The sequence below is a fragment of the Citrobacter werkmanii genome (assembly GCF_008693645.1).
GTDB lineage: Bacteria > Pseudomonadota > Gammaproteobacteria > Enterobacterales > Enterobacteriaceae > Citrobacter > Citrobacter werkmanii.
On sequence record NZ_CP044101.1, the window covers coordinates 3,590,111 to 3,604,574 of the forward strand.

Here is a 14,464-nt window from a genome sequence, read left to right on the forward strand (position 1 = left end):
CGCAGCCTGCAAGCGCCTCGCCGCAGGCTGGAAAGCGTTCCTCTCTGTAGAATTTAAAACGTCAGTTCCGCCTCCAGCAGCGCCAGAATGCTTTCGGCATCGGTAGCGGCAAACAACGACTGGCGGAACTGCTTGTTCACCAGCTTACGCGCCAGCTGCGAGAAGACCTTCACGTGGTTAATGCCTTCATCGGCACCCAGCGTCAGCATGATCACCAGTTCAACGTCGCCCATCTCGGACTGCCAGTCTATCGGCTGAGCAAGCCGGGCAATACTGATACTGGAATGGTTGATCCACTGGGATTTAGTATGTGGGATAGCAACCCCGAAACCTACGGCGGTAGTGACTATCTCTTCACGCTGCCAGACATCTTCCTCCAGCTCAAACGGATGTTCGGTGCGTCCATTTACCCCAAGATTGCCACATAAGAACTGGATCGCCTGCTCTTTGTTGGTAAGGGGCTCACCAACAAAAATATTCTCCAGCGCCAGTAGCGGCCGCACCTCTTTCTGTGGCGCAAACTGGTTCAGCAGATCTTCAATCTCCTGAGCGCTGCGACACTCGCAGGCCTGCATAGCGAGTTCGCGACACGCCTGGCAGTCCAGTTGACGAAGCTGGCTTTTCACTGCCGGAATCCGTGGGCTGCTCATACTTAGTTCGTCAAGCCCTAAGCCCAACAGCAGCGGCAAGTAACGTCCTTCGCCGCCCAGTTCTCCGCAAATGCCCACCCATTTACCACGTTCGTGCGCCACGCGAACAATCTGCTGCAACATCCGCAAGAACGAGGGCGTAATCGGGTTGTACAGTGGCGACACGCGAGGATTATTGCGATCGACAGCGTACAGATACTGGGTCATGTCATTGGAACCAATGCTGAAGAAATCCACCTCGTCGCAGAAGTGGTCGATGATGTAACACACTGAAGGTACTTCAACCATAATGCCCAATGAAATTGTCGGAGCATGACGTAAACCCTCCGCTTTCAGCTCCACCAGCGCTTTTTGCAATTCGCTTTTTACCCATAATATCTGGTCGAGGCTGTGCACCATCGGGATCATCAACTGCGCATTACCGAAGGTCGCCGCGCGTAAAATGGCGCGCAACTGCGTGCGAAACAGCCCGGCAAACTCGGGATAAATCCGCACCGCACGATAGCCCAGGAATGGGTTCTCTTCTTGCGGAATATTGAGATAGCGGATGTTCTTATCGCCACCAATATCCATCGTGCGAAAGATAACCGGCTTGTCGCCCGCAGCCAACAACACCTGCTGGTAGGCCTCAAACTGTTCCTGCTCGTCGGGAGCGCTGTCGCGATCCATAAACAGCATTTCTGTGCGAAACAACCCGATCCCTTCCGCGCCATTGGCAAACGCTCCCGGCGCTTCCAGCGCGGTGCCAATATTCGCTGCGACGTCAATTCGTTGATTGTCTTTGGTTAACGCGGGCTGGGCGGCGTCAAGCGCTTGCCGACGCTGGCATTCGTCAGCCAGCTTCTGCGCAATCGCATAGTAGCCGCGAACCGCCTCGTCTGGATTAATGGCCAGGACTCCACATCGGGCATCCAGGACTGCGGGTTGCCCGGCATAGCGGCTAATCGCTGCCAGCGGCAAGCCGCTAAGCACCGGAATCGCCGACGCCCGAGCGAGGATCAGCGTATGCGAGGTGCGCCCTGTTTTCTCAAGGATCATGCCTGACAGATGCTGCAAATCGAGGCCCAAAAACTGGCTGGGCGTCAGATCTTCAGCCACCAGAATCGTTGGTTTTTCCAGCACCAGCGCATGGCGTGGCCGCTTTTCAGGCCAGGTGATGTGCAGCAATTGTTCACTGATATCACGGATGTCGCTGACGCGTTCACGCAGGTAATCGCTGCCGGAAGCCGACAGCTTGTCGCATACTTGCTCCATATTGGTAATAATCGCCGCCCCCAGCCCCAGATGCTGCTCCAGCATTAAGTGGCGAATATTCCCGGCAAACTCGTCGTCCTGAATCAGAGACAGATGCGCGCTGAGAATGGTTTTACTCTCACCATCGCGCTCACGCAGTTGCTGATTGAGCAGTTCCGCCAGCGTCGCCAGACTGTGCTCCAGCCTGGCGTTGTCTTCCGCACTCGCCGCAATCGCGCGATAGCTCTCCAGATTATCACTCTGCCACAGCGTGAGCTGACCTGCCCCCACGCCGCCTGCCAGCACGGTGCCATACAGCAAATCCGGGTTGAGCCGAATCAGCGAACGCGGCAACGGATGCGCCGCCAGTTCCGCCGCCCCTGGCTGAACGCTGTCGCTGTCGATAAACCGCTGCTGAATGTACTCCTCCAGCACCCGCCTGGCCTGCTCTTCATCCTGACCGGTGATGGTTAAGCTACAGCTGTCGTTAAACAGCGTCCCGGTGCCAATCAGCGCCAGCGAGCTTTTCGCATCCGCTTTGGCGTTTTGACGATGGTTGAAAAACATCACCTCACTTTGCCACTGGCTGCACTGCTCTTTCAGCTCCCATGCTGGACGCGCATGCAGTCCATTGGGTAACGGGCAAAGAAATTGAATCGTTAGCATAACAACTCCTGATTAGCGCGAAATCAGCACCTGAAGTCCGTCAGATGAGCCACGGTTTCGCACGTAAGATGTGAAATAAGCGCCGACAGCAACTGCTGCGTCTGGATGATGTCACGACAGTCGGCAATTGATGCCGCACAGTGCCCATACCGCGTAGCTGGCCCCATAACAACCGTCGGGATCCCCGTTCCGCTGACGTGTACGGCCCCGCCGTCTGTGCCGCCATTACTGAACATATCGAGCTGTAACGGGATGCCCGCATCAGTGGCTACACTTTCAATCCATGCCGTCAGCTTTGGCGGCGCAATCAGCGATTTATCGCTCAGCACCAGCATCGGGCCTTTGCCGAGCTGTCGGTGGTTGGCCGCGCCATAATCAAAATTTTTCGCCCAGCAGGCTGTATCCAGCACGATCGCCACATCGGGCGCAACCGCACGCGCTGCCGTTTGCCCTCCGCGCAGTCCCACTTCTTCACTGGAACTGGCCACCAGCCACACCTCGCAAGGAAGGATGGCGTTATGCCATTCGCGCAGCAGCGCGATCAGCAAATAACATCCAAGTCGGTCATCAAAGGCTTTGCCCATGACGCGTTGGTGCGGCAAAACCTGAAAAGTCGTATCAAAGGTGACGCGATCGCCTGGACATACGCCGGCCTGAAGTACTTCGTCATAAGACCGCGCGCCAATATCCACCCGCAGCGCATTCACCTCATTGCCACTGCGATCTCCGTCGAGCAGCCCCGGGATTTTGCTCTCTTCGCGGGTGGTAATCCGCACTGGCTGTAACTGTCTGGCCGCCATACGCACATTTCCCACCGGCAAGACATCGATCGCCCCTTCCCTGGAAATACTGCGCACAATAAATCCCACTTCATCCATATGCGCGCAGATCATTACCTTCGGACCGGTTGATTCATTCAGGCGGATCAACACCGATCCCAACCCATCGAAGCGCACTTCTTTGTGCAGACGATCTGCTTCTTCGAGCAAGATCTGCCGCACCTCCTGCTCTGAGGAGGCGATCGCATCAGCCTCGCTCAGCGCCTTCAGTAGCGATAAGTCCATCACGCCTCTCCCGTGTGTAACAATGTTTTCGCCATGGTGTAGAGCACCTCGCCGCCGTCTGGCGTAACCAGCACCACGTCCTCGATACGCACTCCGCCCTGCCCCGGCAGATAAATACCTGGTTCAACGGTGAGCAGCATTCCCGCCGCCAGAGGCGTCTCATCGGTAGGGGAAAAACGTGGGTTCTCATGGACTTCAATGCCGATAGCGTGTCCGGTATTGTGACCAAACGCATTACCATAGCCCGCCTGTGTAATAACTTGCCTGGCTGCGGCGTCCACCTCATTGCAACGCGCGCCAGGTCGAATTGCCGCTACCGCCGCCAGTTGCGCTTCCAGGACAACCTGATAAATCGAAAATAGCGCACTGTCTTCTGCTGGTTGCCTGGCGTCAGGTATGCGAAACGTTCGCGTCATATCCGAACAATACCCTTGATACTGCGCGCCAAAATCCAGCGTAATGAATTCACCTGCTGCAACCCGTTTATCGCTGGCTTTGCCATGCGGCAGCGCCCCGCGCCAGCCGCTGGCGACAATGGTGTCAAAAGAAGCTTTGTCTGCGCCAAGCGTGCGCATAAACCACTCCAGTTCGGCGGCAATCTCGCGCTCACTCAGACCGGGTTGAATAAAACGCCGTATATGTTCAGCGCTGAGGTCGGCAATCCGACAGGCTTCACGGATACAGGCTATTTCCTGGGCCGTTTTCACCTGCCGAAGCACGTCCGGCACGGCGCTGACCAGCCGTCCATGCAGTTTGCCTACCCAGGCCTGTGCCGTTTCCCAGCTTACCTGCTCGCCTTCGAACCCCACCGTCTGCAGCTTTTCGTCAGCAATGATGTGATTCACCCGCGAATACAGCGTCTGTGTGCCATCGAGGAGATGGATCTGGTAGCCCTGGGTACGCGTAGCGACATCAGTGTAATAACGGGCATCGACCAGGATATGCGCGCTTTCATGGCTGATAAACACATACCCTGAACTGCTGGAGATCCCCATATGCGGCTGTTTATTCTGCCGCGATGACAGCAGCATCGCATCGAGATGTTGCGCCGTTAACCAGTTACGCAGCGAGGCAAGTAAGCTCATGGTTACAATCCTTTTGATCAGAGGCTTTCAATCAGCAATTTGCCTTTGCGGTACATCAGATGGCGCAGGAACACCACCATCAGCGCCGTAATCACCGCACCTAACAGGATCCCTGCCATATAGACACCGAGATTGGTCACCAGCGGCCATGCCCAGATAGCCGACTCAGGGAACCATTGCACCGCACCCAGCCAGACGGCAGCCGTCGATCCGACAATGGCGCCAACCATGTAAGAGGGAATTGCCGTGATGGGGCTTTCCAGCGCAAACGGGATAGCCCCTTCGCTGATGCCCATAAATGCGAGGAACATTGCCGTTTTTCCCTGCGGGTAGAGCTGGGCGCTGAACAGACGTTTCCCCGTTAAGCGGCGGTCAAGCAGCGTTGCCAGCCCGAGACCAATCGGCGGAATCACAATCGCAATAGAGCGCGCGGTGACCGGCAGAACGTGATCGGTGGTAAAGCTGAAGGCGACAAATCCAGCGGCTTTATTAATCGGCCCCCCGAGGTCGATGGCCGTTGCCGCGGAAATCCCCATCGCATACATCAGCGTCCCTTTCTCTCCTGCTGCGGTCAGCAGAGTACGAATTCCACCGTTGATCCAGCCGCCAAACGGCGTGATTACGTAATACATCGCCAGCATGACGAAAATGGCGGAGAGAATGGGTAGCAAGAAGGTGGTTTTGAACGCCAGCAGGAAATCAGGGAGCTGAATTTTTTGGTTCATCCACTTCACCAGATATCCGGCAACGATCGAGATAATGAGCGCGCCAATAAAGGTGGAAGGCACGGGAGCACTGGTTACCCATTGCAGCGTCGATGGGTCAAAATTCAGCATCTGGGTAGGCTGAGTAGACATCAGCCCACCGATGAACCCCGCCGGAAACGCCAGTTTGCCGCCAATCGAATTGGCAACAAACGCGGCAAACATCGGAATAGCAAAACCAAACAGCACGCCGCCAAAAGATTGCGACAACCAGGCAAACTTCAGTAATGAGAGATTAAAACCGGTAAATTTTCCGCTGTTCAACGCATCCATGATGCCCGTGTCAGCAGGAATATCGAGCCAGCTATAAGCGATCAGTTGCGAGAAAGCGAGAATTACCCCGCCCATAATCAATGTCGGCACCATGCGTGAAATACCCGACATCACATGTTGCGGAAGTTCGCCCCAGAAGCTGTTGCGGGAGGCCGGTGGATTTTTTATTGCCGCTGTCGCACCAGATGCGCCTGGCACAACGGTTGCACTGCGTTTTTTAATGGCCATACGTAGTTCCCTGTCGATGATTATTGTTGTTCAGCGGCAACCATCTCTTCGATCTCTTTAATGATGCCGGCCGCATTTTTTATCGCGTCCTGTAGCGTAATTTCGTAGACGTCACGCGACTCGAAACGCTCGTTATCTTCCGGGGTAACGGCAACTGAATGGATGATTAACGTCGCCTCAGCGATATCCTGCGCCGTCAGTCGATTTTGAATTCCGTCAGCGCCCTGAGTTTCGATTTTCACTTCATAACCGGCTTCAACCGCCGCTTCTTCCAGCGCCTGCGCCGCCATAAAGGTGTGAGCCAGCCCCATTGGGCACGCACAGACAGCAATCAATTTTTTGCTCATATTCATTTCCTCGTAATAGTTAACGAGAGAAATTATGGTCCGAGGCAAGTAGCGACCGTTATCAGACAAATAATGCTTTTACTGGACATATAATCCAGTAATCAGGAAGTGTGACGAAGGTCGGAAAGCTGGGCGGCAGGCATAAAAAAACCGCGTCAGAAGCGTAATGCTTGTCAGTTAATCATTATGGAGAACATGTGATTGCGACTCAGGGTTCCGTTCACTTCAGCTTTTCACTTTTCTGAAGCACAGGTACCCGTGAACGTGCAAGGGAGGCTCACCGCCGCCTCCCTTGCAACCCAGGCTCCCGGCGGGAAAATCGTCGCGATGCGATTATTCGCCCCATCCCTGGGGCTCACCCCTTCGGGGCCAGCGCAAGCGCTGTTCAAAATTGCTCCCGGCAATTTTGTCATTCGTCTTATGCCGTCTGCCTGTCGGGTCGGGGCCGAGCCTGCGTCCCTGCAGGCCATCCCCTCTGCCCGCATCCCTGCGGGCAGACCCGATCAGCCGCCAACGACTCATCGATTTTCAGCCGGACCGGAGTCATCGCTTCAACGCTCTGACTTCCAGTTAAATCTGTTTTGCTGTTTAAACAAAAAACGCAAATGGTCAGGTGTGGGCTGGTCCGGCTGAAAATTGCCGACGTGTTTCCGTAAGGCCGGGAGCGCCAGCATGGATGCTGGCTCAGGGCGCGCTTTGCAAGGACGCTACCTCGCGCCCGGCCCGGTAGCCTGGAGGAATAAGCGGAGGGAACCACGAAGTGGCAATTTTCCCGCCGGGAGCCGGGATTGTTAAGGGTACGGCGATAGTACCCTTAACACGTTCACGGGTACTATTATTTCAGAGAAGTGAAAAACATAAGGTGAACGTAACAAATACCGGGGGCAACAAATTCATTACCTCCGGATATGCCGCTCTTAGCTATAGTTACGACGATTGCTCGTCGTTAACTGATCGTCATTACGTCAGAAGCGCGGTTTAGTGGGAATACAGGCCGGATGATTGCTAAATACCATCCGACATTGGCCTTACAAAATATGCCCCAGCGTCTGGCGCAGATGTGCGCCAGAACCAAGCAGGCCCGGATTATCATGCACAATCAGATACACCGGAATATCCTGAACGTAGGCTTTAAAACGTCCTTTATCTTCAAACCCACCGCGGAAACCGGAAGCTTTAAAGAATTCAAGGAAGCGCGGCACGATCCCGCCAGCGATGTACACGCCGCCAAACGTGCCCAGCGTTAACGCCAGATCGCCGCCAAAGCGGCCCATGATCACACAGAACAGCGACAGCGCGCGGCGGCAGTCGATACAGGAATCTTCCAGCGCACGGGCGGTGATATCCTTCGGCTGCAGATTTTCCGGCAGGCGGCCGTCTGATTTGACGATGGCGCGATACAGGTTCACCAGTCCGGGTCCTGAGAGCACACGTTCAGCAGAAACATGACCGATTTCCGCACGCAGAACCTCAAGGATAATCCCCTCTTCTTCGCTGTTAGGCGCAAAATCCACATGCCCGCCTTCACCCGGCAGACTTACCCAGCGTTTATCAACGTGCACCAGATGCGCCACGCCGAGGCCAGTTCCCGCGCCATACACCGCAATCGGTTTGCCTTCGACAGGTTCCGCGCCGCCAAACTGGATCAAATGCTCTTTTTTCAGCATAGGGATTGCCATCGACACGGCGGTGAAATCATTAATGATTTCCAGATGGCTAAAGCCCAGATTTTTTTTCATCTCAGCAATAGAGAATGCCCAGGTATGGTTGGTCATTGCCACCCAGTCGCCGGTGATCGGACAGGCAATGGCAATGCAACCATCTTCGACGCTGACGCTATGCTCATCCAGGTACTCGCGCACCACAGCCTCCAGACTGGGGTAATCCAGCCCGGAATAGGTTTTTGCCTGCGAAATCTCGCCACTGGCAATGTCGCACAGAGCAAGACGTGCGTTGGTGCCGCCAACATCACCTACTAAAGCATATTTTGTCATTCTTCCACTGCTCCGCTAAAGTCAGAATAAATCTTTGCCACACTGTAAATTCATGGGGGCATAACAACAACGGCCTGAAGGCTGATGCCCGTAGAAAATCGATCCAGATCACACAATTACTTTATCGTTTCAGCACCATTTGCAGCGATGCGGTCGCGCAGGCTGTGCAAACTATATCTATGACTCTGTTTGAAGGAATTGAAAATGCTCCATCCGCGAGCCAGAACGATGCTCTTGCTATCAACTCCCGCGATAATCATTGGCATAGCGTCCAGCCTGGTGTTGATCGTTGTGATGAAAGTCGCTTCCGTTTTACAGCAATTTTTATGGGAGCGTCTGCCGATTAGCATCGGAATTGCCCAGGACTCTCCACTGTGGATCATCGGTATGCTCACGTTAACCGGACTGATGGTCGGGCTTGTCATCCGCTACAGCCGGGGCCACGCTGGCCCGGATCCGGCTTGTGAACCGTTAATCGGAATGCCGGTGGCCGTTTCGGCGCTGCCAGGCCTGCTGGCGGCACTAATCCTCGGTCTGGCGGGCGGCGTCAGTTTAGGGCCGGAACATCCCATCATGACCGTGAATATCGCCCTCGCAGTGGCGCTTGGCAGCCGCCTCTTTCCGCGCATTGCTAAGCTGGACTGGACCATTCTCGCCTCTGCCGGCACCATCGGGGCGTTATTTGGTACTCCCGTGGCCGCCGCGTTGGTGTTTTCGCAAACGCTGAATAGCTCGAACGATGTTCCTTTATGGGATCGCCTGTTTGCGCCGTTAATGGCCGCCGCCGCAGGTTCACTGACCACCAGCCTGTTCTTTCATCCCCATTTTTCATTGCCCATCGCGCACTATACGCAAATGCATCTGATCGATATCCTCAGCGGTGCGGTCGTTGCTGCTATCGCCATTGCCGCGGGCATGGTGGCCGTCTGGTGTCTACCGCGCTTGCATCATTTAATACATCGGCTTAAACACCCGGTACTGATCCTTGGGGTTGGTGGTTTTATTCTCGGTATTTTGGGTGTAATTGGCGGACCGCTTACCTTATTTAAGGGACTGGATGAAATGCAGCAAATGGCGTTTAGCCAGACGCTGGGGACAACGGATTATTTGCTGCTTGCCGTGATCAAACTGGCGGCATTGGTGGTCGCAGCAGCGAGCGGTTTTCGCGGCGGGCGAATTTTTCCGGCGGTCTTCGTGGGTGTCGCGCTGGGTCTGATGCTGCACGCCCATGTTGAAGCCGTTCCGGCAGCCATCACGGTCTCCTGCGCGATTCTCGGGCTGGTGCTGGTCGTTACCCGCGACGCGTGGTTGAGCCTGTTTATGGCGGCAGTCGTGGTGCCAGACACCACTCTGCTGCCGCTGCTTTGCGTCGTTATGCTCCCTGCCTGGCTTTTATTGGCCGGAAAACCAATGATGATCGCCAGCCGTCCCGAGGAGTAGCTATCCTCCGTTGCGAGATTCCAGCGCACGGGTCACCGTGCGCAATAACTCAGGAAGATCGGCTTTCGGTAGCACCACTTCAATTAATGACAACCGTTGCGGACGGGACAGCCGGGCCAGCACTTCCTCCAGTTGGACCGCCTGCTTCACTCGCCAGCATTCCGCCTGACATTCATGACTTAACGCCTGCGGCACCAGCGTCCAGTTCCATCCGGCGATGTCGTTATAACGCTGATTTGCCCCGTGAATGGCCCTCTCCACGGTATAGCCGTCATTGTTAAGCAGTAAAATCACCGGTGATTGCCCGTCCCTGAGCATAGAGCCCAGTTCCTGGATAGTGAGTTGCGCTGCACCATCGCCAATAATCAGGATCACCCGGCGGTCCGGGCAGGCCGTTTGCGCGCCAAATGCCGCCGGGAGCGCGTAGCCGATGGAACCCCACAGGGGTTGGACCAGGACTTCCGCACCGCTGGGTAGCGAGAGCGCTGCCGCACCAAATGCCGCCGTTCCCTGGTCGACGAGGATGATGTCATCGGACGCGAGATAGTGTTGCACCGTTTGCCAGAAATTTTCCTGGGTCAGCAGCCCCTTCTCAACCTGGATACGCCCAACTGGCGGGCGTTCGGGCGGCAGTGAAAACGACATCTCCAGACACAACTCGCGTAACGTAGTGACGGCCTGTTCCATCGGAACGTTAAACCATTGGGTACCAACACGTGACGCATGGGGTTGAACGTCAATCGTGCGCTCCGGTGGTAACCGTTGCGTAAACCCAGCGGTCAGGGTGTCGACAAATTGTGTACCGACACAAATAATCGTATCGGCATCTTCAATGGCCTGGCGCACATAGTCGCTACTGGCTCCGGCGCTGTACGTACCGACAAACGCCGGGTGACGCTCATCAAATAACCCTTTCCCCATCAACAGCGTGGCGTGAGCCATCGGCGTTTCCGCCATCCAACGCTGCAATACAGGCTGTAAGCCAAAACGCTGCGCGAGAAAGTCGGCCAGCAGCGCTACGCGCGGACTGTCCAATAGCCGCTCGCGGGCATAATAGCGAAACGCTTCCGCCACGCTGCTTTCCGGTTCGCTCAGAGGAATAATCAGGGCGTCATTCGGCGGCGTGGCGGGCTGTTTTGCCACATCAGCAGGCAACATCAGATAGCCCGGCCTGCGCTCAGTTAACATCGCCCGCAGCACGCGATCAATTTCATAGCAGGCGTTTTGTTCATCCAGCACTGCGCTGGCCGTCGTTACAGCCTGCTGCATACGGTAAAAATGCTGAAAGTCACCGTCGCCAAGGGTGTGATGCATCAGTTCCCCACGACGCTGCGCACCGCGACAGGGCGCGCCGACAATATGCAGAACGGGAACATATTCCGCATAGCTTCCCGCGATACCGTTGATCGCACTTAACTCTCCCACGCCAAACGTGGTGAGCAAAGCTCCCGCCCCTGCCACCCGGGCATAGCCATCCGCAGCATAAGCCGCATTTAATTCGTTCGCACACCCGACCCAACGTACGCTGGGATGTTCAATCACGTGGTCAAGAAACTGCAAATTATAATCGCCAGGCACACCAAAGAGGTGGCCGACGCCACAGCCTGCCAGCCTGTCCAGCAGATAATCAGCAACGGAATATTGGGTTTGCATGACAGCTATCCTTCTGACGGTAACCTCAATGTTGAGTATCGAAGAACTGTGATGACTGTCCAGGGGAGTTGTTGTGAAGGGGGTGGAAAGCAAGATGTACAGTTTGGACGATTAAAAATTCATTACAGTTTGCTTTGTGTAAACGTATACACTCAATGACACACGTTATCCAACAGGAGGCTACATGGTTTATCAGGCTGATGAAAATCGCTATCAAACAATGGAGTATCGCCGCTGCGGCCAGAGCGGTCTCAGGTTGCCGATTGTCTCTTTGGGTTTGTGGCATAATTTTGGTGATGCCACGCAGGTAGAGAACAGTCGGGCGCTGTTACAGCGCGCATTCGATCTGGGAATTACTCATTTTGACCTGGCGAATAACTATGGCCCGCCGCCGGGCTCAGCGGAGCGAAATTTTGGCCGCATTCTGCAGGAAGATTTTTTACCGTGGCGGGATGAGCTGATCATCTCCACCAAAGCGGGCTACACCATGTGGGAGGGGCCCTACGGCGACTGGGGATCGCGCAAGTACCTGATTGCCAGCCTCAATCAAAGCCTGAAGCGTCTGGGGCTGGAGTATGTTGATATCTTCTATCATCACCGGCCCGATCCAGAAACGCCGCTCAGAGAAACCATGCGCGCGCTGGATCATATTGTCCGTCAGGGTAAAGCGCTGTACGTCGGGCTGTCCAACTATCCGGCTGAGCTTGCCAGGCAGGCGATTGAAATACTCGACGATTTAGGCACCCCCTGCCTTATCCACCAGCCTAAATATTCCCTGTTTGAACGTTGGGTCGAAAGTGGCCTGCTGTCGCTGTTACAGGAAAAGGGTGTTGGCAGTATCGCCTTCTCACCGCTGGCGGGTGGGCAATTAACCGACCGCTACCTGAACGGTATTCCTGCGGACTCGCGCGCGGCAAGCTCCAGCCGTTTTCTTAACCCGGACCAGTTAACGCCACAAAAACTGGAAAAGGTCCGTGCGCTGAACGCGCTCGCAGAACGCCGGGGACAAAAACTTTCTCAAATGGCGCTCGCGTGGGTATTACGGGAAGACAAGATCACCTCCGTGCTGATAGGCGCCAGTAAACCCGCGCAAATTGAAGACGCCGTTGGCATGCTGGCAAACCGGCATTTCTCTGCCGAAGAGTGCGCTGAGATTGATGCCATTCTGAGCTGATTGAAATAAAGACACATTTATTAACAAAAAGTGCTCTCGCTCGCGATTTAAGAGTTAAGGCGATGAAACGGGGCTTTACTGCCCCGTAATATTACGTTAACAGGCCGGCTACGGCTCGATCGTGAAGGAGAGTAAACATGTTCAGGTCACTGATTCTGGCGGCAGTCTTATTGGCTTTTACCCCGCTGGCCGCGAACGCTGGCGAAATCACCCTGCTGCCATCAATAAAATTGCAAATTGGCGATCGCGATAATTACGGTAACTACTGGGATGGCGGCCGCTGGCGCGACCGGGATTACTGGCATCATAACTATGAGTGGCGCAAAAATCGTTGGTGGCGTCATGACAACGGCTATCATCGTGGCTGGGATAAACGTAAAGCTTATGAGCGCGGCTATCGCGAAGGCTGGAATGACCGTGACGACCATCGCGGTCGCGGGCGCGGTCACAAACATCATCATTAATGTAACAAAAGAGCCTGCGGGCTCTTTTGTTTTTACAAACCCAGCGCGGTTCCCACCAGTAGCCAGATATTGAGCGCGACCACTAACACCACAATCATCCAGCCAATGTATTTGACCCAGGCGGTGTTAACCAAATCCCCCATCAATGTGCCGTTGCTGGTAAAGATTAGTAGCGGCACCAGCGCAAGGGCAATCCCGAAACTGAGCAACACCTGGCTCATCACCAGAATACGGGTCGGATCCAGCCCCATCAGAATCACAATAAATGATGGCATCATGGTGACAGTACGGCGTACCCATAATGGGATATGAAAGCGGATGAATCCCTGCATCACCACCTGCCCCGCCAGCGTGCCGACCACAGTAGAAGACAGTCCCGCAGCCACCAGGCTTAAACCAAACACCGTCGCCGCCGCATGGCTCAACAGCGGTTCAAGGGTCAGGTACGCTTGATCGAGATCGGCGATACCGGTATGCCCGCTAAAATGAAATGCGGCGGCAGCTGTCGCCATCATCGCCAGGTTTACAAATCCGGCAATCGTCATGGCGATAGCCACATCCCATTTGGTGGCCGTATAGCGCTGTTGGCGCGTTCCGCCGTGCAGATGCTGGGTTAAGGAAGAGTGCAGATAAATGACGTGCGGCATGATGGTCGCGCCAAGTACGCCTGCGGCCAGGAACACAGCCTCCGAATTTGGCAGGCTGGGAATAATCATCCCCTTGCTAAGCTGCGCGAAGTTCGGTTGGGAAAAGATCAGTTCCACAATGTAAGCCGCGGCCACAAACAGCAGCAGGCCGCCAATGACTTTTTCCAGCGGCTTTTGCCCGCGGCGCTGCAGCATCAAAATTAAGAATGTCGCGATGCCGGTAAGCACGGCCCCCTGCAATAACGAAACGCCCAGGATCAGTTTGAAACCAATCGCAGCGCCAATAAACTCAGCAAGGTCGGTCGCCATGGCGATAATTTCAGCCTGCACCCAGTAAAACCACACCACCGGGCGAGGATAATGATCGCGAATTTGCTCTGCCAGGTTTTTACCCGTGGCAATACCCAGTTTTGCCGACAGCACCTGAATCAGCATCGCCATCAGGTTTGCCCAGACCACCACCCACAGCAATTTATAACCAAAGCTGGCCCCTGCCTGGATATTGGTGGCAAAGTTACCTGGATCGATATAACCGATCGCCGCGATGAACGCAGGTCCCATTAATGCGAGCTTCAACTTGCGCGCTGCCCGTCCACTGCTACTCTCAACGCGATCGTTCGTCATTTTAGTGCCCCAGAAACATAGCCTTTGCTATGTTTCAAGCTACGCCCATTGAGAATGATTATCAAATTCATTTTAATGGGTGAAGTTGATTTCTCTGATAGCGATTGTCTATGGATCGATAAAGATTCTGGAAATACCGGTGAGATGTTTAATTATTG

Annotated in this window: 12 protein-coding genes; 3 read left to right on the forward strand and 9 right to left on the reverse strand. The window is 54.9% G+C overall.

What is annotated here, in order from left to right:
- Positions 1–53: 53 nt before the first annotated feature.
- The 6 genes from ptsP to glk form a co-directional block, all read right to left on the reverse strand.
- Positions 54–2,549: a phosphoenolpyruvate--protein phosphotransferase gene (gene ptsP, locus FOB24_RS17990; protein ID WP_150345271.1), complete on the reverse strand. Its 2,496-nt coding sequence runs from the start codon at positions 2,547–2,549 to the stop codon at positions 54–56.
- A 23-nt stretch (positions 2,550–2,572) separates the two neighbouring features.
- Positions 2,573–3,613, reverse strand: a complete 1,041-nt coding sequence (gene ypdE, locus FOB24_RS17995; RefSeq protein ID WP_150345272.1) for an aminopeptidase — start codon at positions 3,611–3,613, stop codon at positions 2,573–2,575.
- Entirely contained in the window at positions 3,613–4,698 is a 1,086-nt protein-coding gene (gene ypdF / locus FOB24_RS18000) for an aminopeptidase (RefSeq protein ID WP_150345273.1), read from the reverse strand. The genes ypdE and ypdF overlap by 1 nt, the downstream gene beginning before the upstream one ends.
- 17 nt (positions 4,699–4,715) lie before the next feature.
- Positions 4,716–5,963 carry a PTS fructose transporter subunit IIC gene (locus tag FOB24_RS18005; protein ID WP_038642433.1) on the reverse strand — a complete coding sequence of 416 codons (1,248 nt, stop codon included), beginning with the start codon at positions 5,961–5,963 and terminating at the stop codon, positions 4,716–4,718.
- Between the two features lie 20 nt (positions 5,964–5,983).
- A complete protein-coding gene (locus FOB24_RS18010) occupies positions 5,984–6,310 on the reverse strand; it encodes a PTS fructose transporter subunit IIB (RefSeq protein WP_003028254.1) in 327 nt (108 codons plus the stop codon).
- 1,028 nt (positions 6,311–7,338) lie between these two features.
- Positions 7,339–8,304: a glucokinase gene (gene glk, locus FOB24_RS18020; RefSeq protein ID WP_150345275.1), complete on the reverse strand. Its 966-nt coding sequence runs from the start codon at positions 8,302–8,304 to the stop codon at positions 7,339–7,341.
- 204 nt (positions 8,305–8,508) lie between these two features.
- On the opposite strand from glk, the gene FOB24_RS18025 reads away from it, so the two are divergent.
- A complete protein-coding gene (locus FOB24_RS18025; protein ID WP_069324510.1) occupies positions 8,509–9,744 on the forward strand; it encodes an ion channel protein in 1,236 nt (411 codons plus the stop codon).
- Here FOB24_RS18025 and FOB24_RS18030 read toward each other — a convergent pair whose 3' ends face one another.
- The gene (locus FOB24_RS18030; protein WP_150345276.1) at positions 9,745–11,397 is read right to left on the reverse strand and encodes an alpha-keto acid decarboxylase family protein; all 1,653 of its coding nucleotides are present in this window, start codon (positions 11,395–11,397) and stop codon (positions 9,745–9,747) included.
- 184 nt (positions 11,398–11,581) lie between these two features.
- Between FOB24_RS18030 and mgrA the strand changes: the two genes are divergently transcribed.
- Both mgrA and ypeC read left to right on the forward strand, forming a co-directional pair.
- Positions 11,582–12,571, forward strand: a complete 990-nt coding sequence (gene mgrA / locus FOB24_RS18035; RefSeq protein ID WP_121529368.1) for an L-glyceraldehyde 3-phosphate reductase — start codon at positions 11,582–11,584, stop codon at positions 12,569–12,571.
- Positions 12,572–12,708: 137 nt separating this feature from the next.
- On the forward strand, positions 12,709–13,035 hold the full coding sequence (gene ypeC / locus FOB24_RS18040) for a DUF2502 domain-containing protein YpeC (RefSeq protein ID WP_003834889.1): 327 nt from the start codon (positions 12,709–12,711) through the stop codon (positions 13,033–13,035).
- A gap of 32 nt (positions 13,036–13,067) precedes the next feature.
- Here the strand turns inward: ypeC and FOB24_RS18045 are convergent, their stop codons facing one another.
- Together FOB24_RS18045 and FOB24_RS24740 are read right to left on the reverse strand one after the other, a co-directional pair.
- Entirely contained in the window at positions 13,068–14,306 is a 1,239-nt protein-coding gene (locus FOB24_RS18045; RefSeq protein WP_038642443.1) for an Nramp family divalent metal transporter, read from the reverse strand.
- Complete coding sequence (locus FOB24_RS24740) at positions 14,303–14,377, reverse strand: hypothetical protein (RefSeq protein WP_419866972.1); 75 nt, start codon at positions 14,375–14,377, stop codon at positions 14,303–14,305. Before FOB24_RS24740 ends, FOB24_RS18045 begins: the two co-directional genes overlap by 4 nt.
- Positions 14,378–14,464 lie beyond the last annotated feature (87 nt).